Origin of the sequence: Pseudoalteromonas sp. N1230-9, from assembly GCF_032716425.1 — a bacterium.
Classification (GTDB): domain Bacteria; phylum Pseudomonadota; class Gammaproteobacteria; order Enterobacterales; family Alteromonadaceae; genus Pseudoalteromonas.
In genome coordinates this window covers 1522466-1546735 of sequence record NZ_CP090419.1, presented here as the reverse complement: position 1 = coordinate 1546735, position 24270 = coordinate 1522466, and the positions used below count along the sequence as shown (strand labels likewise).

Annotated in this window: 23 protein-coding genes; 9 read left to right on the top strand and 14 right to left on the bottom strand. The window is 40.3% G+C overall.

Translation table 11 applies throughout. The annotated features are described in order from the left end of the window. Positions 1-104 precede the first annotated feature (104 nt). Together LY624_RS07285 and LY624_RS07280 are read left to right on the top strand one after the other, a co-directional pair. A complete protein-coding gene (locus tag LY624_RS07285) occupies positions 105-1052 on the top strand; it encodes a LysR family transcriptional regulator (RefSeq protein WP_341804191.1) in 948 nt (315 codons plus the stop codon). A gap of 111 nt (positions 1053-1163) precedes the next feature. Continuing rightward, a complete protein-coding gene (locus LY624_RS07280; protein WP_237118709.1) occupies positions 1164-1607 on the top strand; it encodes a hypothetical protein in 444 nt (147 codons plus the stop codon). A gap of 5 nt (positions 1608-1612) precedes the next feature. Here LY624_RS07280 and icd read toward each other — a convergent pair whose 3' ends face one another. From icd to LY624_RS07250, 6 genes are all read right to left on the bottom strand, one after another. Beyond that, on the bottom strand, positions 1613-2878 hold the full coding sequence (gene icd, locus LY624_RS07275; RefSeq protein ID WP_341804190.1) for an NADP-dependent isocitrate dehydrogenase: 1266 nt from the start codon (positions 2876-2878) through the stop codon (positions 1613-1615). Positions 2879-2972: 94 nt separating this feature from the next. Next, complete coding sequence (locus LY624_RS07270) at positions 2973-5654, bottom strand: 7TM diverse intracellular signaling domain-containing protein (RefSeq protein WP_445936726.1); 2682 nt, start codon at positions 5652-5654, stop codon at positions 2973-2975. Between the two features lie 32 nt (positions 5655-5686). Further along, a complete protein-coding gene (locus tag LY624_RS07265) occupies positions 5687-7939 on the bottom strand; it encodes a TonB-dependent receptor (protein ID WP_130149685.1) in 2253 nt (750 codons plus the stop codon). A gap of 124 nt (positions 7940-8063) precedes the next feature. Next, the gene (locus LY624_RS07260) at positions 8064-10313 is read right to left on the bottom strand and encodes an NAD(P)-binding protein (protein ID WP_130149684.1); all 2250 of its coding nucleotides are present in this window, start codon (positions 10311-10313) and stop codon (positions 8064-8066) included. Positions 10314-10322: 9 nt separating this feature from the next. Then, positions 10323-11264 (bottom strand): acetoacetate decarboxylase family protein, encoded by a 942-nt coding sequence (locus LY624_RS07255; RefSeq protein WP_130149683.1) that lies wholly within the window; start codon positions 11262-11264, stop codon positions 10323-10325. A 47-nt stretch (positions 11265-11311) separates the two neighbouring features. Continuing rightward, positions 11312-11887, bottom strand: a complete 576-nt coding sequence (locus LY624_RS07250) for a hypothetical protein (protein WP_130149682.1) — start codon at positions 11885-11887, stop codon at positions 11312-11314. Between the two features lie 273 nt (positions 11888-12160). Here LY624_RS07250 and LY624_RS07245 point away from each other — a divergent pair, with 273 nt between their 5' ends. The 3 genes from LY624_RS07245 to LY624_RS07235 all read left to right on the top strand — a co-directional run bounded on the left by LY624_RS07245 (position 12161) and on the right by LY624_RS07235 (position 14143). Further along, complete coding sequence (locus LY624_RS07245; protein ID WP_341804189.1) at positions 12161-12595, top strand: hypothetical protein; 435 nt, start codon at positions 12161-12163, stop codon at positions 12593-12595. 416 nt (positions 12596-13011) lie between these two features. After that, entirely contained in the window at positions 13012-13179 is a 168-nt protein-coding gene (locus tag LY624_RS07240) for a hypothetical protein (RefSeq protein ID WP_165381452.1), read from the top strand. A gap of 100 nt (positions 13180-13279) precedes the next feature. Further along, on the top strand, positions 13280-14143 hold the full coding sequence (locus LY624_RS07235) for a TIGR02285 family protein (RefSeq protein ID WP_341804188.1): 864 nt from the start codon (positions 13280-13282) through the stop codon (positions 14141-14143). Positions 14144-14163: 20 nt separating this feature from the next. Here LY624_RS07235 and LY624_RS07230 read toward each other — a convergent pair whose 3' ends face one another. The 8 genes from LY624_RS07230 to rnm all read right to left on the bottom strand — a co-directional run bounded on the left by LY624_RS07230 (position 14164) and on the right by rnm (position 19263). Continuing rightward, positions 14164-14742 carry a YceI family protein gene (locus LY624_RS07230; protein WP_062568870.1) on the bottom strand — a complete coding sequence of 193 codons (579 nt, stop codon included), beginning with the start codon at positions 14740-14742 and terminating at the stop codon, positions 14164-14166. Position 14743: 1 nt separating this feature from the next. Continuing rightward, complete coding sequence (locus LY624_RS07225; RefSeq protein WP_062568869.1) at positions 14744-15295, bottom strand: cytochrome b; 552 nt, start codon at positions 15293-15295, stop codon at positions 14744-14746. A gap of 137 nt (positions 15296-15432) precedes the next feature. After that, positions 15433-15798 (bottom strand): nitrate/nitrite transporter NrtS, encoded by a 366-nt coding sequence (nrtS, locus tag LY624_RS07220; RefSeq protein WP_341804187.1) that lies wholly within the window; start codon positions 15796-15798, stop codon positions 15433-15435. Positions 15799-15930: 132 nt separating this feature from the next. Beyond that, a complete protein-coding gene (locus LY624_RS07215; protein WP_341804186.1) occupies positions 15931-16347 on the bottom strand; it encodes a VOC family protein in 417 nt (138 codons plus the stop codon). A gap of 67 nt (positions 16348-16414) precedes the next feature. After that, positions 16415-16804, bottom strand: a complete 390-nt coding sequence (locus LY624_RS07210) for a GIY-YIG nuclease family protein (RefSeq protein WP_341804184.1) — start codon at positions 16802-16804, stop codon at positions 16415-16417. A gap of 144 nt (positions 16805-16948) precedes the next feature. Beyond that, positions 16949-17752 (bottom strand): segregation and condensation protein A, encoded by an 804-nt coding sequence (locus LY624_RS07205; protein ID WP_341804392.1) that lies wholly within the window; start codon positions 17750-17752, stop codon positions 16949-16951. Positions 17753-17793: 41 nt separating this feature from the next. Further along, positions 17794-18414, bottom strand: a complete 621-nt coding sequence (locus LY624_RS07200) for an L-threonylcarbamoyladenylate synthase (protein WP_237118720.1) — start codon at positions 18412-18414, stop codon at positions 17794-17796. Positions 18415-18423: 9 nt separating this feature from the next. Then, complete coding sequence (gene rnm / locus LY624_RS07195; RefSeq protein WP_341804183.1) at positions 18424-19263, bottom strand: RNase RNM; 840 nt, start codon at positions 19261-19263, stop codon at positions 18424-18426. Positions 19264-19708: 445 nt separating this feature from the next. Here rnm and LY624_RS07190 point away from each other — a divergent pair, with 445 nt between their 5' ends. Genes LY624_RS07190 through trpCF form a run of 4 tightly spaced genes read left to right on the top strand, consistent with a single transcriptional unit; the run spans position 19709 to position 24268 of the window. Beyond that, complete coding sequence (locus LY624_RS07190) at positions 19709-21277, top strand: anthranilate synthase component 1 (RefSeq protein WP_341804182.1); 1569 nt, start codon at positions 19709-19711, stop codon at positions 21275-21277. After that, on the top strand, positions 21277-21882 hold the full coding sequence (locus LY624_RS07185) for an aminodeoxychorismate/anthranilate synthase component II (RefSeq protein ID WP_062565123.1): 606 nt from the start codon (positions 21277-21279) through the stop codon (positions 21880-21882). Before LY624_RS07190 ends, LY624_RS07185 begins: the two co-directional genes overlap by 1 nt. A 9-nt stretch (positions 21883-21891) precedes the next feature. Next, positions 21892-22911: an anthranilate phosphoribosyltransferase gene (gene trpD, locus LY624_RS07180; RefSeq protein WP_341804181.1), complete on the top strand. Its 1020-nt coding sequence runs from the start codon at positions 21892-21894 to the stop codon at positions 22909-22911. Continuing rightward, positions 22904-24268 carry a bifunctional indole-3-glycerol-phosphate synthase TrpC/phosphoribosylanthranilate isomerase TrpF gene (trpCF, locus tag LY624_RS07175; protein ID WP_341804180.1) on the top strand — a complete coding sequence of 455 codons (1365 nt, stop codon included), beginning with the start codon at positions 22904-22906 and terminating at the stop codon, positions 24266-24268. The genes trpD and trpCF overlap by 8 nt, the downstream gene beginning before the upstream one ends. Positions 24269-24270 lie beyond the last annotated feature (2 nt).

Sequence of the window (24270 nt, the reverse complement as noted above, 5' to 3'; positions counted from 1 at the left end):
ATTAATGTCGCTTATACTGATTATTTTAATGGTGCTGTTTACACACCATAGCAAGCACGCTTTAATTTAGATAATTAATAGCAAGAATAAATAAGATTGATCAGATGAATATTAGGCATGTTGACCTCAACCTTTTGGTGTACCTAAATGTGCTCATCGACGAGCAAAGTGTGTCTAAGGCAGCAAATAAACTTGCCTTAACACAACCAGCGATGAGTAATGCACTTAAACGACTGCGTGATTTATTTGATGACCCACTATTAGTGCGAGCTGCAGGTACAATGACGCCAACAGCAAAAGCCCTAAGTCTTAAGCCTGAAATAGAGTCATTGCTGAAAATGGCAGAAGAAATTACTCAACCAAGTGAACAGTTTGATCCAAGTAGCGCCACTATAACCTTTCGTATTATGGCCAATGATTATCTAGAATCAACATTAATAGCCCCATTTATTACAAACCAGTTAACGCAGAATCCAGGGCTTAATTTCGATATTTTGAGCCCCAGTGACGTAACCCTACAAGACATGGAAAAAGGCACTATCGATTTAGCGATTAACCGCTTTAACGGCCTTCCTCGCTCTTTTCATCAAGCCAGTGTTTGGCGCGATAATTACTGCTGCTTGAGCCATCCCGAAAACCCTTATTTACTCACACAGTCACTTGAGAGCTACCTAAAACAAGAGCATATATGGGTAAACCGTGCAGGCTGGGGCGCAGAAACGGCAGTAACAAATAAATCTGGCAGTCAAAAACTAGGTTGGGTTGATGAAGCGTTATGGCAATTAGAACAAACTCGTAATATTCGTGTATTTACCCGCCATTACATGGTTGCAAGTTTATTGTGCCAATCAAAAAACCTCATCGCGACCCTGCCACGTCGACAAGCCATGTTATTAACAAAACATACTGATTTAGTAATAAGCCCTGTGCCATTTCAAATCGTACCAATTGAAGTGAAAATGCTGTGGAGCCCGCTACTACACCATTCAAACCCACATCAATGGCTGCGCAGAGAGCTTATTGCTTTTGCAAGCACAGTGGCAGATCGATAAAACCACCACAATATTGATAAAATCAATATCAGTTATTGAAAACAACAATTTCATAAATAATGATTGAGCCGCTAGAGTGAAGTTAAGCACATAAACAAAGAGAAGATGATTATGGAAACTTCAGCGCAATTCACTCAACAGGACGGCCTTTACATTAATGGTCAATTACATGCATTCATCGAGCAGCAGCTTTGTAAGAAAAGTGACCTAGCTTGTGAAGATATTTATCAAACACTTGCCACTATGGTTGATGAGTTTGGTTGTCAATGTCGTAAAACTAAACATCAAGAAGATGATGCTTTACAAGCAGACACATTATTAAAAGCGTATAGCACAGTACATACACACCCACACTGCCATGTTGATGCACAAACAACGACGGCGGTTCTTGACGAATATTGCTGCCAAGTGCCTGCTATTTTAGTGGTTGCTTTAATGGACACACTAACAGGCATAACAAGCAATGAGCCAGGTGCTGAGCGTATTTATCAACGTGCAGCTGAACTCACAGGAAAACCCTGTGTCTATGCAGTTAAAAGCGCCAATGCCGCTTAATATGTCTATTTATTTGAATTACTTATTCGAGCGATGATGCTTTTTGCAAAGTCACTGCAACTAAGCATCGTCGCACCGGCCGAATGAGTCGCCAAATCAAAAGTCATTTCATTCGCAGCCAAAGTAGACTCTAATGCCAGCTCTATTTTATCTGCCGCTTCATGCCATTTCATAAACCGTAACATCATCACTGCACTCAAAATGCTGCTTGTCGGATTTGCACTATTCTCGCCAGCAATACGATTAAAAGTACCATGGGTAGGTTCAAAAAATGCCACATCGTTGTTTAAGTTTGCCGCAGGCATAATGCCAACTCCGCCTACTTGTGCAGTTAACATATCTGCTAAGTAATCGCCGTTTTGATTCGTTGTAACAACCACATCAAATTGCTCTGGGGTCAGTAAGGCTTGTTGCAACATATTATCAGCAATTACTTCTTTAATAATTAAATCACTTGGGCCATCGCGTTTGATAACTAACCAACGACCATTTTCGTGGGGAAGCGCGTTAAATTCTTGCTCAGCAAGACCAAACGCCCATCGTTTAAAGGCACCATCGGTAAATTTAAGCACATTTCCTTTATGCACCACCGTCAATGAATCGCTTTTTTGTTGGAGTGCATAATTAACGGCATAACGCATCAAACGCTCAGCCCCGTCTTTTGAACTATTCTTGATACCAATGCCGCACTGTGTGTCAAATCTCAGTCGGGTTACTCCCATTTCTTGACACAAAAAATCAAGCATGCGTTCGTTATCAACGCTTCCTGCCTGCCATTCAATTCCAGAATACACATCTTCAGAACTATCACGGATGACTGTTATGTTGGTTTTCTCAGGCTCTTTTAAGGGCGAAGGAAGGCGTGAATAGCTGCGAATTGGCCGCATATTAACGAACAAATCCATTTCATGGCGAAGCGCCACATTTAAAGAGCGAAAACCTCCGCCAAGAGGCGTTGTTAAAGGGCCTTTAATCGCTATTTTGTATTGTCTAACGGCGTGCAAGGTTTCTTGGGGAAACCAATCGCCATCATACAGTGCAGCCGCTTTTTCACCATTAAACACTTCCATCCAATGGATTTTCTTTTTATCGTGATAAGCATGAGAAACCGCAGAATCAACAACACTGCGCATCACAGGAGTAATATCCTGCCCGACTCCATCACCTTCTATATAAGCAACAATAGGATCTGAAGGGATATGCCATACACCAGATGAGTCAATCGTGATTTGCTCTCCCTGCTCGGGGATAGAAATGTGTTGATACGACATATTCGCTTTCTTATTGATTATTATTTAAGGGTATTAATAGCAACGATTTACCTCACTGTCTGCGCCTGTGCGCGAATAGTCAATATTCAAGGCATTAATAATTCACTTTAGTGATTTCATCTTGCATAGCGCAAAACAAAGAGGTAAAGAGCTGCGCATCTAAAGTCACCGTGTCATTTTTAAGCGCCGTATCCACCGCCACGGCTTTCACATATAGTTGCTCACATTCAAACATATTAGCAGCGCCTTTTAACATGTGAACATTTTTACTCAAGCCATCAATATCCATAACTTTGTACTGCTCACGCATTTCTCGATACTGATCCTCAAGCCCTTTTATATAATCATCTTTTAAAACTTGAAACTCTTTATCTGGTAATTTGATATCGCTTAATTCGTCGCAGTCCAAATAGCTGGAAATTTGATGGCTAAAAGCATTTCGATCTATCGGCTTTGCGATTAAATCAACAAAACCTTGCTTCATATAACGCTCAATTTCATGTTTCATCGTATTTGCAGTCAGTGCAATAATAGGTGCTGTCACCCCTGTTGCTTGCATCATTTGTAATGCTTCTTGACCGTCCATTATTGGCATTTGTATATCCAATAAAATTAAATCAAAGGTATTTTCTAAGGTTTGTTGGACAGCATCTTTACCATTTTCTACCGTGGTTACTGTCAAGCCCATCCGCTCTAGAATTCGTGCAATTAAACGCCTATTATCTGGATGATCTTCAGCGAGAAGTACATGACCTTTTAAATTTTCTGGTTCATCTAATTTACAAAATGGCGATGTTTCTACCAGTCTGACTTCACTAATATTATTTAGCCAACGTGTTTTTTCTGTTTTGTAGACTGCCATCGACAATATAAATTCACTGCCTGAACCAACATGGCTCTTAACACTAATGTCGCCATCGAGTTTTGCTGCTAAACTTTTCGAAATATTTAAACCTAGCCCTGTCCCACCATACTGACGTGAGATAGACGAGTCAGCTTGGTAAAACGCACTAAACAGTGATTCTTGCTCTGCATCAGTCATACCAATACCTGTGTCTTTAACACTGATAGCAAGAATATCGTTATCACAACTTACCGACAGCGTAATACGCCCCACTTGCGTAAATTTGAGCGCATTAGTTGTTAGGTTTAACAAGATCTGCCTTAACCGGCTTGGATCAGTGACAATGTAATCAGGTAAGGGGAATTGATAATCAACGCTAAATTTAAGGCCTTTATCACGAATTTGTTTACCTATAAGGGATTCAATATTGGCAATTGTGGCAAATAAGTCCGTTTCTATTAGTTCAATCTCAAGTTTGTTAGCCTCAATTTTTGACATATCTAAAATATCATTAATTAAACCAAGCACATGCCGACTATTTTGTAAAATGACCCCAATACCATGGTTACGTTCATGGGGTTTTATATCACCGAGCATTATGCCGTCGGCATAACCAATAATAGAGGTCATGGGCGTACGAATTTCGTGGCTAATATTAGCGAGAAAACGGCTTTTAGCTTGGTTAGCATCGCGCAATTCATCAGCAAGTTGTTCAAGCTCTAATGTTCGAGAGTGCACTTTTTCTTCTAAGTTTTTGGTCAGTTCAACATTATCATCGTGCAGTAGCCTAAATTTATCAGCAACAGCAAAAGCCAGTAACATAGCATCCATAGCCGTGCCGATTAGGCCGAGCAAATATAAGTTAACTGTTGTAGCAGGCAACAAGCCAAGGTTAGTTAAATTACCAACCATATTTGGTAGCATCATCGCAAGATAAGCCAACACAAAGTAACGTGCTGGTTTAAATCCTTTAAGCATACAGCGCACACCAATGTATAAACCCAAACACAGTGCAATACCCGTGACCACCGTAGACCAGTAGAAACCAAAGCTTGGCCATAAAATACAAAAAGGAATACCGAGTGTCGCAATAACACCCACAGTCATTGATAGCTGTGCAAGCTTTGGAAAAGTCTCTTTTAATTTCAGTAGGTTATTATAAAACAATATATTTGTGAGTGGCGTTAGTGCGAAACCGAGCCAATGCAAATGAGGGTTGTAATAGCCAAATAATTGGTCAGATATATGAAAAAAATGACTCCACGCGAACACCCACGAAGTAGTAAAGAGCGCATAATAAAGGTGAGTGATATCTCTGGAAACAAGGTAAATTAATAAATTATATAAGCCAAGCGCAATGCCCACTCCAAAGCACAGCATCATCACCATATTCTCTACAGTGATAGTATCAAAATAACTCTGGTACGGTGTTAACACAAGTTTAGCAGGCGTATAAAAATAATCACTTTCAAAGTAAGTAATCAATACATACTGCTTTCCCTTTTCTAGGGTTAGCCGATTACCATAATGGAATGCAAACTCATTTCTCTCGACACCTCCTGTAAGATAGTGCTGAACAGGTTTACTAGGATCCGTTAGGTCATAGACACGACTTTCAATTTTCGACACGAGCGTATTGTAAGGATAGAGCACCAAATCTTCTCGATTACTTTGGTTATCTATCTTAACGATTAGCCAATAACTTCCCCCCACCGAACTGATGCGAGATTGAGGTGTTTTACTTGCCTGCCATTCGTTAATGTTAGCCGCTGACTGAGGAAACATATTATCGTTTGCCATGAGCACTTGCCCAACATCATGCAAATTCTGCTCAGCTGAGTCATCTGTATAAACATAAATTTGCGCAGCATTGGCCGAAAACATCATGCAAAGAAGAAAAAGCAGACTGCCTACATAGAACTTAAATCTCATTCATCTATCTCAATTAAGCAAGAACAACTTGATTAAAAATGATAGGCAACATCGAAACCATAACGACGCCCCTCACCTTTGAAATCTTCTAACATGCCCAAGAACGAGCTTAAATCGAACTTCAGTTGGCTATGCTCAGTATCAAATAGGTTTTTCCCCCACAAGATAAATGACCAATTATCAACACCATATTTCAAGTTAGCATTTACGATACTAAAACCTTCTTGGTGCGCATAAGGATTCATATTCTGATCAAAGTAAAAGTCAGACTGATAATCGTAACTTAAAGAAGCCGTAAGTGGGTTGTTGGCTATATAAGTATCATATTGCAGGCTTGCGGCAACATTCCATTTCGATGTAAAAGGCAAGCGGTTATCAGTAATACTATTTCCGAGTGGATCAACATACTCTTCAAATTCAGCATGCGGAATATAGCCTATCGTTAAAACCAAGGCTAAATCATTGTGTGGCTGGTAATAAACTTCGCTTTCAAGACCATAAATAATTGAGTTACCGACGTTTTCAAGCAATTGTACGGGTGGCATTTGCGGTGTTTCTGACGGTTGATTCATAAATACTTGCTGATCATTGTAATCATAATAAAAACCAGCCCAGTTCATTCTCAAGTTCTGCTTCGGCCACCATGATTTTAAACCCACTTCATGGGCATTCAGTCGCTCTTTGCCATAATTAGCTAAAATAGCTTGCTCTTCTGACGATAAAAACCCGCCATTATAGCCACCACTTTTACTCCCATTGGCAAACCGATAATACATATTAGTTGCATCGCTGAGCGCATAGTTGATTGTAAGTTGCCCTGTTACACCGTTGTCAGATTGAGAGTCAGCAACCTCATAAAAAGGCACATTAACTCCCTCTAGATTGGTAGGGTCTATCACAGTATTTAAGGTTGCCACGGAGTTATAATCGAGTGATTCGTAGTCGTACCTCAGTCCTGCACTTATTATCCAGCGTGTAGCAAACGGTACTTCTATCTGGCTAAAAAGCGCAAGGTTTTGCATACTAATTTCGTTGTCGTAGATAAACGTTGCCGTTAAGTTGCTAGGTAAAATGCCGCGCAGATCGCGTAAAATATCGTTAAGATTGTCCTGTTCTATGTTTTCATCTGCAAAATAAACACCACTGGTGAGCGTGTAGTTTTCAAATTCATTTAGTAGCCTAAACTCTTGGCTAAATAGCTGAGTATCTAAACCTAACACCCCTTCGCATAAACGAGCTGGGGAGCCATCACAGTTAAATGCATGGCTGCGTTCTAAATCGTTAAAACTAGACAGTGAAGTAAACGTACTTTGCTCACTAAGATGCCAATTCACTTCCCCAATAAAGCCATAACCATCCGAGCTGTGTGGTGAATCGTTATTTACACTCACGGTAAAAAAGTCGTCACTGCCATCATTAAAACCAAAACTATCAAAACAACGCGTTGAGCCTGCATCGCTAGGGGAACATAATTCACCAGTGAGTGGGTTAGCTACAATGCCAATATTACCAACAGGTTGTACAATTCCATCCCAATCTTCGATGTGTGCTTGTAAGTACACATCAACATTGTCCCATTGCGTTAAAAATGACACACGGGCATTTTTTTGCTCCATTCCCGCTTCGGGTGAATCACTGAAAATATTTTCTGTGGAATAGTCATAATCTTGATAATTAACAGCAAAGCGTAGCGCACTTGTATCACTAACTTGCTGATTCCAAATACCATCAATACTGGTCGCATTATTATTGGCTATGCCAAGCGTTAATGCGCCATAGCTATCAAACTCTGGGCGATTAGTACGGATCAGAATTGCCCCACCGGTGGAGTTACGTCCAAATAGCGTACCTTGTGGGCCTCGAAGTATATCGAGCTGATCTATATCATATAAATTAATGATTTGGTTATTGGCAGACCCAACTGCTACGCCATCTAAATACATGCCCACAGGTGAGGTGTTGGCGGTATTATAATCAAGCAAACCCACCCCACGTATACTTACAGCCGGTGGCGTACCCTCAGCAGCGTTTTGAGTAATTTTTACATTGGGCGCAAATAAAGCGATTTCAGTCGAATCTTTAAAATGTTGATTCTTTAATTTTTGGCCACTCACTTGGCTAACAGCAACGCCCACATCTTCAATTGCTTGAGGACGCTTTTGCGCATAAACACTGATAACTTCCATGTCTTTTTCAGTCTCTGACCCAAAAGCAACTACATTAGTTGCTCCACTACCTAGCAATAAAACGAGTAATTTAGGGCCAATAAGATAACGACGCTTCATATTGGTCAGACCTTAAAAGAGGGAAACTTGTTAAATTCTTGTAATTAACGTAAGTATAGACCATATAAAAGACTAAAGTCGCATAATTCACACATAATTTGTGAAATATCAAACTATTTAGCCCTCATTTAATGCTCTTATCTGTTTTTTCAAATGCATACTCACCACTAATAGTTTCTGGATAACCGCATAACGACCTTGAGGTTTGCATTCCGGCCATCACAGCCGCTTCAACACAGCCCGCATTAACACCTGTTTTAATCCAGTCTCCTGTAATTCTTAAATTATTAAACACAGTGCCATCAGTGGCTAAGCGGTATTGGCTAGACCCTGTCACCGACAAAACATAACGCTCACTCGGGTCAATATTTGCCCGCCAGTACTGTTGCTCGAATACAGGTAAAATACTGCTTGGGTCGTTAAAAAAGACTTGCCAATCAAACTGATTATTACTGTCGTATGCTTTTGGCCATAATGCTGACATATCAAGGTTGAATAAATTTTTCATATTCGCTTTAACAGCTTCTTTCATTTTTATTGGAAACTGATGATTTGTTGCTGCTGGGTAGCTGTGGCAGCTCAGTGCACTACAAAAGTAAGCGATATTTACAGGGGCGCTATTCTTTGGCCAGTCTTCTTTATCGATTAAATTAGCCATTGCTGCCCATGTATCGAATGGCTCAACAAAACCACTAAGAATCGGATTTTCTTTACTCGGTACGGTGTAATCAAACCCTAGCTGCTGGTCAGTTTTATTTAACCATACCTGACAAGCTTGTGTGGCGACACTTTTTACCTGCTGCGATTGCTTTGCTAAATTGCTATCTAACTCAATTAACTCACTTGCAATATGCTCAAGTGACGCAACTGATACGCCTAAAATGAGTGTATCGAAATCAACCCCATGAGTTAATTTAATACTAGGGAGAGGTTTCTTAAACTGCTCTTCATACACCTCAGGCCAAGGAGTCCAGAAAGACTCTAAGTTTATTTGGTATTCCTGAAGCAAATGGGCCTGAGTAGACTCTATTTGTGAAAAAATAGGTTCACTTGGCCAGCACGGTAAACCTTTAACGTCAACTAAAGGTTCATATTCTTCTACTGATAATTTAACTTGTTGGCATAACTCAACCTTTGAAACAACCGCCTTTCCCTGTGTGTCCTGACCAGCTTCAAGATTGGTGAGTTGGTGAAAAAATTTAAATTTCACACCTCGTTCTTTCAATAGCTCGTACACTGGTGCAAAAATCACATCCCCCATCCCAGCTTGCATCTTCCACATTACTCCGCCTTTATAACAAAGACCTATCCGCAACATGGCAAGTGCAGCCACACCAGCTTCAACATTGGGTTTATTAAAATCACCTTCTGGATAGGCAAAAACCAAATCGTAAAAGCCTCTAATTGGTGCTGAGTTCACACTATAGGTTTTATTGGCGCCATTTTTCTCAAGCCATTGTCGGAAGTCGTAACAATTAATAACGGCGAAACCATCGCGATAAACTTTGTCTTTTATAAGCCCTGTTAGCATTGCAATCGCTAAATCTGCACTAATAAAAAGTCGGCGTAGTTCTGGGCTGTCATCCAATAAATCAATCACTTGGGCTTTAAACCAACGTTTCAGTTTTCGTACGATATACCAGATAACTAAACGATCGGCTTGTTTGTCGGTGTGCGTTGTTTGTTGCGAAGAAAATTGCAGTAAATGAGTCAATAGCGAACGAGGACTTGAGATAATCTCGCCAGCACCTGACTCAATATCATTAATAAATTGCTCAGCACTACTTAGCGTATGGTCAATATTGGTTTTAATTTCCTGATACATGTATTTAAGTAATGATTGATCCCGCGATTTTTTTGTCACCAATCTTGTTTCAGCGTGATGTTGTTCGCATATCTCTTCAATGTCTTCAGTCCACTTTTTTAACCAAGCCAAAGTCATGGTTACAAAATCCCACACAGTGATGTCTAAACTTCCATCCGCAGGGTTGCCTGCAACTGTCGGAAAATCAATTGGCCACGTTTGCCACTCGTTATCAATGTACTCTTGCAGGGCAATAAAGCTATGGGGTTTAAATGCTTCTTGCCATGTAGCAAGTGGACGTGTAGCGGGCCTGTTTAATGAGTTATACACTCCTTGCAAAGTACGAAAACTATTTACATATGCACCAAACCAAACATGCAATCCATGCTCTTCAATACGCTCTGCAAAATGGTTATTGCGCCCACTCGCGCCCTTGCCACCTAATCGCCAACCTTGTTGGTAAACTGTAATTTCACGCTTTTGTTGCCAATCAGCCTGCTCAGTTAGGTAAACTGCAGCTGTCATTGCAGCTACTCCTCCACCCACTATGGTAATTTTTTCTTTTTGCATACTCTTCCCTTACGCAGATAAAATTTCAGTTGCGCCAAGTTGATCAAAGTCCATGCTGACGTAAAACGGTAGGTGTACGGCTTGCTTACCAAGAGCAATACCAAACATATCGTTTAGTGGAAAGCTCGCTAAAAAATTAACATCGAGGCTGTAATCATTTTTTAAAAGCGTTAGCTGATGAATTTTTTTTATCACTGAAGGTGAGTGGACAACGGCTTTGTAAACAGAATTTTCACCCTCACCATCAGGAAATTGTTTGTATAAAATTTGGTCCATTTGAGGATGAATGAAACCATCAAGTAATTGCTTTAACAGGGATAAATCAATCCCTTTATAGTCATCACTTAAAACCGAGGCGACACGCTCTGCAAATTGCTCCACATTATCTAACAAACTCTCGGGCTTTTGCTTTATCACTCGCGTGATAGTGAGCAACTCATGCTGAGCTAACATGGAGTCAGGCGAAAACTTATCAAAACACTGCAAGGAAACCGAGAATCGCCCGCTATCATCAATGTTATTGGGCATTTCATAGTCACACAGATATTTATTGTATCCCCACGTTTCACGACCATTGATCAGTGCATAAACATTATTCACACTAATAAATGCAGGGTACCAATACAGGTAGCTAATATCGCCATCTAACATTTTAGCGACGGGCAACCAAATGATAATATCCGTTTCTTGCATCCAGCCATGTTCAGAAAACGGTGCTGCAAGTGACGATATTTTTTCTATATCGGTGAATGTGAGTAAGCAGGTTTCCCCTAAAACATTAAACGTTGTCGAGTCATTGGCAAGTGTATTAAGCGTGGCATCGACATACTGCTGCATTTTTTGCTCAGAAGCGGAAACAAAAAAGCCATACATGCTCGCATTGAGCATTCTGCATGGAGGTTTAGCTACAGGGTTAGATAAAAAGTGGCTGTATGTTTGATTTGTAGACATAGTAATTACTTTAATTATTATTTAGTAATGACTATAGACCAGATTTTCTAATTAGGTATTGATTGCGCTGAGCTTGTCTCAATTGCTAGCAAGTGCGAGGTAAAATACTTATAAGCATTTAAATCAAAATTTTCAGATAAAGCATTCATAAAACCATGAGCATATTGACTTACATTACACTCTACCCTGTCCTTTTCATTTAAAGCTGCAACCACTGGCGCAATATCAAAATGTGCTTCGCTATGAGGAAAAATAAATCGACAAGGTATGTTCGCATTTAACGAAAGGTGATGTCTCACTTGCGATGGATAAAAAGCAATAAGCTGTTTTATAAAAGGGTTGTCTAATTCAGCTTGTGCTCGCCAGGCTGCTGATGCCCCTGCACTAAAAGCTATAATCGTTGTAGGACGTTTTATTGTTGTTAATGTAAAATGGACACGCTCAAAATAGGTATCATGCCCACACTCATTCAAAAAGTGCTGATATTGGGCTGATTCATTTGTTGGCAACTGTATTTGCCCCATGTATGGGTCACACATTCTAACTCGATTTTTAAGCTGCAAGGCAAGCTGTGTTAGGTGAGCAGTTTTACCAAAAATGTCTGTTACCAAGAGGTAATTCATGAATCTACTTCTTTCTTAAAACTATTATTTTTATTGTCCCGATTAGAATACGCCTGTTTCAAAAAAACATCCAGCTATATTAAACCTGAGCAAGCTATCCCCTTCAAATTGATATGAATTAACTTGAAAGACTGTAGAGACCTTTACTGACTACTACATAAAACTAATTAAAAAATAAAGATAACCCTGTTGCTTTTGACATATTGAACAATTACTCTAACTGCCGATTTGTACCCAATACATACAATTTAAACACTTACAAGGAAGTTAAATATGAAATACTTACTTTTACTCTCTACATTAGCACTGGCTGCGTGCAGTTCATCACCATCACGTATAGATACCAGTAATACAATGGACGTGATTGCTTTAAGTGAAGCGAGTGCGCCAGACAGTGTTAAAGGCATATTTAAATTTCATATTAAAGCAGCCGGAAAACACAGGGGTGACGTTTTTTTAAATACTGAAGAAGATTACCGTGATAGAAGATCAATTACAGTTGCCTTAAACTACAAAGTTGTACCTGAGTTCACTAAAAAATTTGGTGAATCCCCTGAGACATTTTTTATTGATAAAGAGATAGAAGTTACGGGCGAAGCAAAGCGCGTCATAATAGACTTCATCTCACAAGGACGAGCTACAAATAAATACTATTACCAAACTCATGTAGACGTATCTTCAGTTGAGCAAATTAAAATACTTAACTAACAGCAAATACTTAAAAGACAAGTAAATACGTCTATTTGCTTGTCTTTTATAGCTTGAGTAAACGAGCACTTCACCTTAAAAATAACTCGGTTATAGCACTACATTAAAAGCCAATATTTAAAGTAGATTTATTTTAAAAATAAAACTTGCGTAAAAAACATTCGTGAAGTAGTCTATCTTTCAGGTTTTTAGAAACCTCGCGGTTAACCCCTTACCTTGATCCAGTAATTCCCGCATATTCGTATAAATACTTGCGATGTCGTGTTACCAAATGACAATTTGATGAATTTCAAAATTATCACCAAACTGTCACAAACTTAGTCAACACTGTACGCAAGACAACAAATGTCAGACTGTATTTTTAACTGCCTTTAAAGCTCTACAGAATCTGACAAACAGAAAGAGTGAGTTTTATTATGTCATATAAATACAATGGGTCTCTGATCCAAATTGCACACCCAGTGCAGTCAATATCGGTTAACAAACAGCGTGTAATTTTTAGTGACACGCAAGGCTTGAAAAACGCCATTTTTCAAAAGGCCAGTGATGCCCGCCAATTTGTAAAATGGCTAAAAGCCAACTAAACCGAAAAACGCCAGCTCTGCTGGCGTTTTAGTTTTTACTTCTCTGCATTGAGCTAAAACCCTGCTACACTTATATTTTTAACTATTAACAGGTAGTAAGATGCGCCGTGCTAGTGTTCTTTTACTATTCTTTTTTTGCGCAGCTTCATTTGCCGAAAAACAAACCAAAACCATTCAATGGGTAGTCGTTGATTTTGCGCCCTATTACATCATGAATGACCGCTATGAAGGTAGCGGGCGTGATGAAAGCGTCATGAAAATGATTGAAAAAGCGTTACCAGATTATCGATTCACACATACTCTTTATCCGTCAAGTCGAGCAATACACGAACTTTCGAATCCGCAAAATAATTATTGCATGTTGTCGTTATATCAGAATGAGCACCGTAAACAGCACATTGCTTTTAGCTCTCACACATCAACAATTGGATTATCTCCATCAATAGCCATAAGAAAAGAGCTAATTAAAGCGCTCGATTTAGACCCTAGTAAAGCAATTTCTTTAAAAGCTCTGTTAAATGAGAAGCACCTTGCACTTGGGGTATCTATGAGCCGCTCGTTTGGTAAAAGTATTGATGACGTTATAAACACCAATCATGATGCAAATATAATATTTCGCCCAGGCAGTGATACTTTAGCGAGCCTTACTTACATGTTAAGCAAAAAACGTATCGATATTCTATTGGGTTATCCCAGTGAGCACTATTATCTGGCTCACTCAATGGACTTTGAAGACAAACTAACCCAGCTCACTCTGACAGAGGCACCTAAGCTGAGTGAAGGGTTTATTGGTTGCACTAATAATGAACAAGGTCGCCAGATAATTAGTGAACTCGATATTGCGTTAGAAAAAATCGCACATACGCAAGATTATCACGACATTTTAGTGCGCTGGTTACCAGATAATTTAAAACCAATTTTAGAGAAAAGGCTTAAGGATAGAAATGAAAGTGCCGCCCATTAAGCGGCACTTTTAAAATAATGTTACTTACGAACACCTTCAATAAATAAACCAATATCCACATGTGTAGATGCAGGTCCAAGGTTGTAATCAATACCGTAATCAGCAAGTTTTAGGCTTGTTTCACCTTCAAAACCAACACGGTAACCACCCCATGGGTCTTTACCTTCACCTATTTTATCAATTTCAAAGGTAATCGTTTTAGTGACGCCATTTAAAGTGAATTCACCCGTTACATCAGCTTCATCACCCTCTTCATCAAATTTAATTGAAGTACTTTTAAACGTCGCTGTTGGGTGCTTATCTACATTTAAAAAGTCTTTACCACGTAGATGCTTATCACGTTCAGCGTGGTTAGAATCAATACTCTTTGTTTCAATCGTTACATTGATTTTAGAGGCATCAGGTTTTTTATCATCGTAGCTAAAATCACCTGAAAAAGTGTTAAAACGGCCATGCAGCCAGCTATAGCCTAAGTGTTTAATTTTAAAAGTAACGAATGCATGGGCACCGTCTGTATCAATCACATAGTCTGCTGCATTCGCATTTGCAGTAGAAAATAACGCCGCACTTAATGCCGTGCTTAAAAGTAACTTTTTCATATTAATCATCCTTTAGTGGTTTGATCATTCTAGTTAAGGTTTTATCTTTGTCGATAAAATGATGTTTTAGTGCCCCTAATGCATGTAAAACAACAACACCTATTAGCCCGTATGTGGCATAAAAGTGAATTTCACCTGCAATATCTTCTTGATTAGCAATTGAACCTGGCAACGCGGGTACAGCAAATAAATTAAATACGTCAATAGCACGTCCATCTGCTGTCGAGATTAAATAACCCGTTATAACAATGACGATAAGTAATAAATAAATTATTTTATGTACTGAGTGAGCAATAAAGTTCATAGTTTTAGTATTAGATATCGGCTCAGGTTGTGTACCGAGTAACCGCCAACCAAAGCGAAAAAGTAAAACAGCAGCCAAGGTAATCCCTACACTTTTATGTAAATCAAGGGAGCCTTTATACCAAGCATCATAATAAGTTAGCTCAACCATATAGACACCCAAGCCAAACAGGCCAAACACCCCAAGAGCCATTAACCAATGAAGTGCAATTGCTACCCACCCGTAGCTGGTTTTAGTGTTGCTTAACATACTCTTTTCCGAAAATCGCTATTCCTACTGATAGAATAGCCTAGCTTATTTGCAATTAAAATAGCGTTAAACAAACATCATCTGTGCATTTACGCACATATTTACACAGCGATATAACTTCCCTTGCATAGAAAGTGTTAATGGTTTTTGTGCCAAAGCGTTTCGTCTCTGCATTTACTACATTCACCAACTAAGTGATTTTTGAGTACATGCAACGACACCTTATTACATTTGCCACAGCTTAACTGCGCTTCAACCCATACTCTTGTTCCTGGGTCAAACCTTAAACGTGCTATTGTTGCAGAATACACAGACACGAAAAATGGTACACAAAAGGTCAGTGCTAGTTTGAGCCAATGAACATCGGCTAATTTCATACTTAGAATGAGATCGCCTTGATTAATTATGTTTAAGAAAATACCCACAATAAGGGCAGTCTTAAAACCAGTAACTAAGGTTCTTTTGTGAAATGCGACCTTTAAAAATAGAATTGATTTGATCACGATATGCTCTTGTGAGTTTAAAGACTCATTAAATGACCTTTAAAACACAAAAACTATTCCTAGTGATTTATTAGAAAAGACTGACAGTGCTTATATTTACACTATTATTAAAATTTTATTCGTATTTCAGTGTTATCTTTTTGCCATTGGGTGGTCGGGATTCAACTGAAGAAGGTCCCATAGGTTTCCATACAGATCTTCAAAAACAGCTACGGTTCCATAGTCCTGTTCAGCTGGTTCTCGGACGAATTTAATGCCAATTGATTTCATGCGCTTAAAATCTCGCCAAAAATCGTCTGTATTTAAAAATAAAAATACTCTTCCTCCACTCTGGTTGCCAATAAAGTCATGCTGTTCAGGCTTCGACGCTTTGGCAAGTAACAAGGTCACACCATGAGAATTTGGCGGAGCAACAACCACCCAACGTTTGTCTTGTTCTGGTTGATAGGTATCCTCCAGAAGCTCAAACTTAAGTTTATTTACATAAAAATCGATAGCTTCATCATAATCTTTCACGACCAAAGCAATATGAACAATATTCTGTTTCATTGTATTACCTACTAAAGGGTTCAACGTTACACCTACCAACGAGTTTTGGAGTGTTTAACTTTTTTATCTATACCCAATCAGTCTCAACAATTGTTTTTAATGGTTGATAAGATCTTTGTACATTTAAGGCGTTGGCATTACTGTCGAAACGATATAAATGACGGAATAACCCCTCTAGTTCTTCAATTTCAATATCTGTTATATTATCCCATACTCCAAATACTGAAAAATGAGACCACAAACTTTCTTTATTTTTTAGGTGTGTTTTTAGTCTTGACCTAACACTACGCCTAGCCATACCTACGTATACGACATCATAATGATGTGAAGAATCGTTTTTAAAACCACGTCGTTTATATAAAACATAAATACCTCGAATTCCTTTATCCAGCTCGGTTATACTCTCTAAACCTTCATATTCCATTGCATTTTTTATTAAACGCATTTGACTTTTCACAACTTCGCCTCTCTGAAAAATAGTAATTTAACATACGGATACACTCCCCGTTTCCGTAAATAATACTCTTATTTCTATAAGCTTCGATTGGGAAAAATATCGTAAATTATTGCAAAGAATAGACTCCAGCTCGTTCATTTAAAACTATTCGCTTTCTTCCACCAAACCAACATAAATCTGACTATTGGCATCTACCTGAAAACAGCTGATCAGGTTTTCTTTCACCAGCTCTAACATAGCGATAAAGCTAACAACAACACCACTTCTGCCCTCTACTATGGTAAAAAGAGTACTAAAAGGCAGCTGTGATTGGGCCTCTGAGAGCTTATCTAAGATTAAGCTCATGCGCTCACGGGTTGATAAAGCCTCTGCGGTAATATGATGGTGTTCAAATGTTTTGGCCCTAGCCATAACCTCGCTTAGCGCAACTAACAAGTCTTTCATGTCAACATCAGGTAACAGTACCTCACGTTCACTGAATTCTGGCACCAGTGCTTCGGCAACAAAGATATCGCGTCCTTCGCGAGGAATTTCATCAAGATTTTCGGCGGCTTTTTTAAATTGTTCGTATTCCTGTAAACGTCTGACAAGCTCAGCTCGTGGGTCTTCTTCCTCTTCAAGCTCTTCATGTTTTGGTAATAATAATCGTGATTTAATTTGTGCTAATAACGCTGCCATCACAAGGTATTCACCAGCCAGTTCAAGCTGAAACTCGCTCATCATTTCAACATAACTCACGTATTGCTCAGTAATACTAAAAATTGAGAGCTCTAGCACATCGAGTTTATGTTTTTTGATTAAATACAGAAGTAAATCGAGAGGACCCTCAAAGGTTTCTAAAATGATCTCTAGCGCATCGGGCGGAATGTATAAATCTTCAGGTTTATCGACCACCGCTTTGCCATGCAAAAAAGCCAGTGGCAGCTTTTGCTGTACTGGCTCTTGCAAATTATCTGACGCGTCAAGCTCTGGGCTAGTCAATGAAGTCTCTACTCAAATGGTTTGGTATCACCACAACCGACACGTAAGATTTCGATGCTATCATCTGATAAGTCAATTACTGTGGTTGCCTGTTCAGGAAGATAACCACCATGAATAATTAAATCAACTTGCTTTTCAATGCGATCGCGAATTTCATCAGGATCAGCCTCAGTATATTGCTCACCTGGTAAAATTAAAGAACACGACATTAACGGTTCACCTAATTCAGCCAATAAAGCACAGGTGATTGGGTGTTCGATAACACGAATACCAATGGTTTTTTTCTTTTCGTTTAATAAACGCTTTGGTACTTCTTTAGTGCCTTTAAAGATGAACGTATAAGGCCCGGGGGTGTTATTTTTAATTAATCTGAATAACTGATTATCGACGCGAGCATAGGTGGATAGCTCTGATAAGTCGCGGCAAACTAAGGTAAAGTTATGGTGTTTTTCAATGCCACGAATACGTTCGATGCGCTCTTTTGCTTGCTTATTACCAATGTTGCAGCCAAGTGCATAACCCGAATCGGTTGGGTATACAATAACACCGCCTTGCTTAATAATATCAACCGCTTGGCTGATTAAGCGTGGTTGCGGATTATCTGGATGAATATGAAAAAACTGACTCATTACACGCTCCTATTGCCCTTCCCATGCTTGCCAAACCCCTTGGCAATCTTTTGGTAAGTATAAATTTTTACCTAACTCCAACCAACTGGTCGGAAAATGAAAATCTGACCCTTGCGACGCAAGTAAGCCATATTCACGACTCAGTTCACCTAAGAACTGGCGCTCACTCGGTGCTTGCTGTGGCTGTGCAACTTCCATCGCATCGCCACCCGCGTCTTTAAATTCAATAATTAACTTACGCAGCCACTTATTCGACATTTGATAGCGCCCAGGATGTGCAAGAACGGCAACCCCACCAGCTTGGTGAATGGCCGCAATTGCCGTTTGCATATCGCACCAACTACTTGGTACATAGCCTGTTTTTCCTCGCCCTAAGTATTTTTTAAATACTCCTGGGAAGTTTTTAGCAACACCACGCTCAATCAGTGCACGGGCAAAATGCGCCCGTGTGATCTGGGCGTTTTCGGCAAATGTTTTTGCTTGCTCGTAAATGCCTTCAAAACCGTTTTTAGCAAGGCGACGACCTATCTCTAAAGCGCGTTCTTCACGCTTGCTTTGTTGCGCTTGTAACAATGACAACAGTGCGTCATTTTCATCATCAACATTTAAGCCAACAATATGAATTTCAAAGCTTTCCCATTTTGTTGACACTTCAACACCAGAAATTAATTTAAGCGGTAAATTATCATCTGCAATGACTTGGCGTGCTGGTTTTATAGCACTCAACGTGTCGTGATCGGTAATTGCAAACACATCTATGTTTTTCTCAACCGCGCGGTGTAACAATTGCTCGACTGATAGCTGACCATCTGAGTATGTGGTGTGGCTATGTAAATCGTATTTTATCAAAGGGAAAGACTGCTTTACGTAAGTTCTTGAATCAATGATGTGAGTATAACAAAATTTTTATAGTAATTGTGGTAAATTAATACTTGACAGTATCGGCATAGGTACGCTTTACTGTATGCACTTTCAGACACGTTAAATAAGCAATAACAATGAACAAAACAATTCAAATCACAATTTGGTGGTGGCACTCGTAACTAGCGGGTGACGAATTGTCGTGTCTAACGATTTCTAAACCCGCTCATGTAGCGGGTTTTTTTATATCTAAATTTTAAGGTTTTATAATGAATTACATAGCAACTCTTACACATCATTGGTGGTGGCGCCTGGCTTAGCGGGACGGTAAGGGTCTATCTAATTTATAGACATCTTTATACGAACCCCGCCAAGCATCGCTTCGCGGGGTTTTGTTTTTTAAAGAGTTTTTGGGAATGAGGGAGAATGAGGTTTGATTTTTAGTCATATAACAACGACACCGGGTGAAGTAACCAGTATCACTCAAGTGCGCGACTACATCAGTAGCCCACTTGCGTTATACAGTTTACTCGATAAGCCTAATTCACTGCTGTTAGAGTCTGCTGAAATTGATTCTAAAGACAGTGTAAAAAGTCTAATTTTGGTTGACTCAGCGCTACGTATTGTTTGCCAAGGCAAACAGGTAACACTCACCGCACAGTCAAATAACGGCAAGCAATTACTGCCTTATTTACAAACTCATGTGCAAAACTGCTCTGCTGAGCTTGTAGAAGACACATTAACGTTAACCTACAACGAGGTCGCAAGCGATATTGATGAAGCCAGTAAATTAGTAGCAGATAACGCATTTAGTGCGCTACGTAGCTGCATCAACAGTATTAAAAGCACAACAGACAACCCATTCTCTGTGTTCTTAGGCGGTGTGTTTGCCTACGACATGGTTGCTAATTTCGAAACCCTTTCTGATGTACCTGACGGCGAAAACAGCTGCCCTGATTATGTTTTCTACCTCGCCGAAACGTTAGTTGTCATCGACCATCAAGCAAAAACAACCGAGCTAATTGGCAATGTATTTAACGGCCCTGAAGTTCATGCTAATTGTTTTGAGGTTGGTCAACAGTTAGAACGTTTAAATACCGTATGTGACAATGCACAAAGCTATCAAGGGCAAAAGCAAGCAGGCTCAAACCCAATTTCTGTCGATGTTAGCGACGAGCAATACTGCGAACATGTCATCACGTTAAAAAACAACATCGTTGATGGCGATATTTTCCAAGTTGTTCCATCACGTACTTTTTCTCTCGCCTGCCCTGACTCACTCCATGCTTACAGCCAACTAAAACAACAAAACCCAAGCCCATATATGTTTTACATGCGCGATGAAGAGTTTGTGTTATTCGGCGCATCGCCCGAGTCAGCCCTCAAATACTGCCCAGAGAGCAAACAAGTTGAGGTATACCCAATTGCAGGTACTCGCCCTCGTGGCAAGTTTGCTAATGGGCAAATTAATCCAGACCTAGACAGCCGCATTGAGCTTGAACTTCGCAACGACCAAAAAGAACGTGCCGAGCACCTGATGTTAGTTGATTTAGCGCGAAATGATGTTGCCCGCATTAGCGTACCAGGCACACGTCACGCGAAAGAGTTATTAAAAGTAGACCGCTACTCACAAGTGATGCATTTAGTTTCACGCGTGGTTGGTACTTTAAAACCTGAACTCGATGCGCTACATGCTTACCAAGCTTGTATGAACATGGGCACCTTAGTGGGTGCCCCTAAAGTACGCGCTGCTGAGTTAGTTCGTCAAACCGAACAAAAACGCCGCGGTAGCTATGGAGGTGCAGTAGGTTATTTAACGGGCGATGGCGCCATGGATAGCTGTATTGTTATTCGCTCTGCCTTTGTTAAAAACGGCACAGCCTATGTGCAAGCAGGTGCAGGTGTGGTGTTTGATTCAGATCCACAATCAGAAGCCAATGAAACCCGCGCTAAAGCACAAGCTGTGATCACTGCGATTCAATCGACTTACGAGGCACAATAATGACGACAACATCAGCCTATAAAATCTACTTTTTAGATAATTTTGATTCATTTAGTTATAACTTAGTCGATGAACTTTCTATGTTAGGGTGCCAGTTAGTGGTATACCGTAATAACATCAGTGCACAAAGCATCTTCGACAAAATGTGCCAAGAGACTGTGCCTGTATTATTAGTGCTTTCACCTGGTCCTGGCGCACCATCTGATGCAGGTTGTTTAATGGAGCTCATTGAACTGTGTAAAGGCCGCTTCCCGATGCTGGGTATCTGTTTAGGGCAGCAAGCACTAACACAAAGCTACGGTGGGGTTATTGGTCATGCAGGCGAAACTGTGCACGGCAAGTCATCAATTATTACGCTGACTGAGCACCCAGTATTCGCGGGTATGGGCGATAAAATGCCAGTTGCTCGTTATCATTCATTAATGGCAACCAAAGTCCCTGATGATGTTGAAGTAATTGCTTGTTATGAAAATATTCCGATGGCAATTTACCATCAACAAGATAATGCCCTTGGCTATCAGTTTCATCCTGAGTCAATTTTAACGCCAAATGGCGCATTGCTATTACAGCAAAGCATTGAATTTTTAACCGCACGCGTGCAGTAGAGGAATAACATGGAAGCAACAACTCAAACCCAGTTAAACCAATTATTAGCAAAGCAAGATTTATCATTTTCGCAAGCAACTACATTGTTTGACGCCATCATGAATGGCCAGCTTAATGATATTGAATTAACTGCTGCACTTATCGCCCTAAAACTGAAAGGCGAAACAAGTGATGAAATCGCCGGTGCGGCGGCATCAATGCGCGCCAATGCAGTGCCATTTCAAACCAGCAAAACCTTACTTGCTGATAGCTGTGGTACCGGTGGCGATGGCTCAAACACAATTAATATTAGTACCACAGCTGCTATTGTTGCCGCCGCTGCGGGCATCAATATGGTCAAACATGGTAATCGCAGTGTATCGAGTAACTCGGGCTCAGCGGATTTACTTAAAGCCTTGGGTATCAATATCGATATGAGCCCTGAGCAAGCAGCGCATTGTTTAGACAATACTGGGTTTACATTTTTATTTGCACCGCATTATCACAGTGGTGTACGCCATGCGATGGGCGTGCGTACGGCTCTTAAAAGCCGCACAATTTTTAATATCTTAGGGCCACTGGCCAACCCTGCTGCCCCTGAGGTGCAATTGCTTGGTGTTTATGACCCTTCACTGTGTTTACCAATGGCCGAAACCTTAAAAACCCTTGGCACAAAACGCGCTATGGTGGTTCACGGTGCAGGCACTGACGAAATCGCCTTAGACGGGACAACCAAAGTGGTTGAGCTTAATAACGGTGAACTGAGCGAATACACGCTAACAGCGAGCGATTTTGGTCTTGCAAACTATTCACTTGAACAACTAGCAGGCCAAGGCCCAGAATATAACGCAAAAGCAAGCTTAGCGATTTTACAAGGTCAAGGTGAAATGGCGCATAACGCTGCCATTATAGCCAACGTCGCCGCCCTTCTTTATTTAACCGATAAAGCAGGTGATTTAAAAGCAGCCGCAGATCAAGTAAGCGAATTATTAGCATCAGGCAAAGCGATGGACACATTGAACGCAATTATTGAGGTAAGTCATGGCTAACGTGTTAGACAAAATTGTTGCCGACAAACGCATTGAATTAGAACAAAGAAAAGCACAGCGCCCGCTTGAGTCATTCATTGGCGATGTTGTGCCAACCAAGCGAGACTTTGAAGCGGCATTAGCAGCAACCGGTACGCAGTTTATTTTAGAATGTAAAAAGGCCTCACCGTCAAAAGGGCTAATTCGCGAACCATTCAATTTAGACGAAATTACATCAGTTTATAAAAAGTACGCAACCTGTATGAGCGTGCTAACGGACGAAAAATATTTTCAAGGCAGTTATCAGTACCTTGAATACGTGCGCAGCCAAGTGGAACAGCCGCTTATTTGTAAAGACTTCTTTATTGATGAGTACCAAGTTTACTTAGCACGCATATCGGGTGGTGATGCGATTCTATTAATGCTCTCAGTCCTTGATGACGAGCAATATTTAGCGCTTCATAAAGTGGCTGATTCTTTAAACATGTCGGTACTTACTGAAGTCAGTAATGAGCAAGAAGTTAGCCGTGCACTTGCACTTAATGCCAGCCTAATTGGTATTAATAACCGCGACCTTCGTGATTTAAGTACTGATCTTGCAACAACTGAGCGTTTACGTCAGCTTATCCCAAATGACAAAGTGGTGATTTCAGAGTCGGGCATTTATACCCATAAAGATGTAAAACGCCTTGCGCCATTGTGTGATGGCTTTTTAATTGGCAGCTCACTAATGGCTGAGCGCGACTTAGAAGCCGCATGTCGTAAAGTGATTTTAGGTGAGAACAAAGTGTGCGGTTTAACCCGTTCACAAGATGCGATGGCAGCCTACGCAAGTGGTGCTGTGTATGGTGGCTTAATTTTTTATCCTAAGTCACCGCGCTATGTTGATATCGACTGTGCCAAGCAAGTTACGCAAAGTGCCCCACTCGCGTATGTGGGTGTGTTTGTCAATGCACCTCTTGAACAAGTGGTCGATTATGCACAAAGCTTAAAATTAGCAGCCGTGCAATTACATGGCGATGAGAATAGCGAGTATATTCAAAGCCTCAGAAAGGAATTACCGCTTGGCTGTGAAATTTGGAAAGCCCAAGCTGTTAAAGGCGAATTACCTAAACCACTTGAAGGGGTTGATCGCCATTTATACGACACTTACAGCAAGAGCCAAAAAGGCGGCACAGGCGAAGCATTTGATTGGTCTGTGCTAGAGACGGCAACCGTGCCGTTTATGTTAGCCGGTGGTTTGAATCCAGAGAATATCCATGCAGCGCTTTATCGCGGTGCCAATGGCCTTGACCTAAACTCTGGCGTTGAAGCGTCAGCGGGTAAAAAGTGCCAAACAAAATTACAAAACGCGTTTTCGCATATCAGAAATTATTGAGG

What these genes read in the sequence shown, in the direction of transcription:
- LY624_RS07240 (WP_165381452.1), top strand. Translation starts at nt 13,012, where the DNA reads ATGTCATATAAATACAATGGGTCTCTGATCCAAATTGCACACCCAGTG.
- LY624_RS07230 (WP_062568870.1), bottom strand. Translation starts at nt 14,742, where the DNA reads ATGAAAAAGTTACTTTTAAGCACGGCATTAAGTGCGGCGTTATTTTCT.
- LY624_RS07235 (WP_341804188.1), top strand. Translation starts at nt 13,280, where the DNA reads ATGCGCCGTGCTAGTGTTCTTTTACTATTCTTTTTTTGCGCAGCTTCA.
- LY624_RS07250 (WP_130149682.1), bottom strand. Translation starts at nt 11,887, where the DNA reads ATGAATTACCTCTTGGTAACAGACATTTTTGGTAAAACTGCTCACCTA.
- LY624_RS07185 (WP_062565123.1), top strand. Translation starts at nt 21,277, where the DNA reads ATGACGACAACATCAGCCTATAAAATCTACTTTTTAGATAATTTTGAT.
- LY624_RS07265 (WP_130149685.1), bottom strand. Translation starts at nt 7,939, where the DNA reads ATGAAGCGTCGTTATCTTATTGGCCCTAAATTACTCGTTTTATTGCTA.
- LY624_RS07280 (WP_237118709.1), top strand. Translation starts at nt 1,164, where the DNA reads ATGGAAACTTCAGCGCAATTCACTCAACAGGACGGCCTTTACATTAAT.
- LY624_RS07255 (WP_130149683.1), bottom strand. Translation starts at nt 11,264, where the DNA reads ATGTCTACAAATCAAACATACAGCCACTTTTTATCTAACCCTGTAGCT.
- icd (WP_341804190.1), bottom strand. Translation starts at nt 2,878, where the DNA reads ATGTCGTATCAACACATTTCTATCCCCGAGCAGGGAGAGCAAATCACG.
- trpCF (WP_341804180.1), top strand. Translation starts at nt 22,904, where the DNA reads ATGGCTAACGTGTTAGACAAAATTGTTGCCGACAAACGCATTGAATTA.
- LY624_RS07260 (WP_130149684.1), bottom strand. Translation starts at nt 10,313, where the DNA reads ATGCAAAAAGAAAAAATTACCATAGTGGGTGGAGGAGTAGCTGCAATG.
- LY624_RS07225 (WP_062568869.1), bottom strand. Translation starts at nt 15,295, where the DNA reads ATGTTAAGCAACACTAAAACCAGCTACGGGTGGGTAGCAATTGCACTT.
- LY624_RS07270 (WP_445936726.1), bottom strand. Translation starts at nt 5,654, where the DNA reads ATGAGATTTAAGTTCTATGTAGGCAGTCTGCTTTTTCTTCTTTGCATG.
- trpD (WP_341804181.1), top strand. Translation starts at nt 21,892, where the DNA reads ATGGAAGCAACAACTCAAACCCAGTTAAACCAATTATTAGCAAAGCAA.
- LY624_RS07200 (WP_237118720.1), bottom strand. Translation starts at nt 18,414, where the DNA reads ATGAGTCAGTTTTTTCATATTCATCCAGATAATCCGCAACCACGCTTA.
- LY624_RS07215 (WP_341804186.1), bottom strand. Translation starts at nt 16,347, where the DNA reads ATGAAACAGAATATTGTTCATATTGCTTTGGTCGTGAAAGATTATGAT.
- LY624_RS07285 (WP_341804191.1), top strand. Translation starts at nt 105, where the DNA reads ATGAATATTAGGCATGTTGACCTCAACCTTTTGGTGTACCTAAATGTG.
- LY624_RS07245 (WP_341804189.1), top strand. Translation starts at nt 12,161, where the DNA reads ATGAAATACTTACTTTTACTCTCTACATTAGCACTGGCTGCGTGCAGT.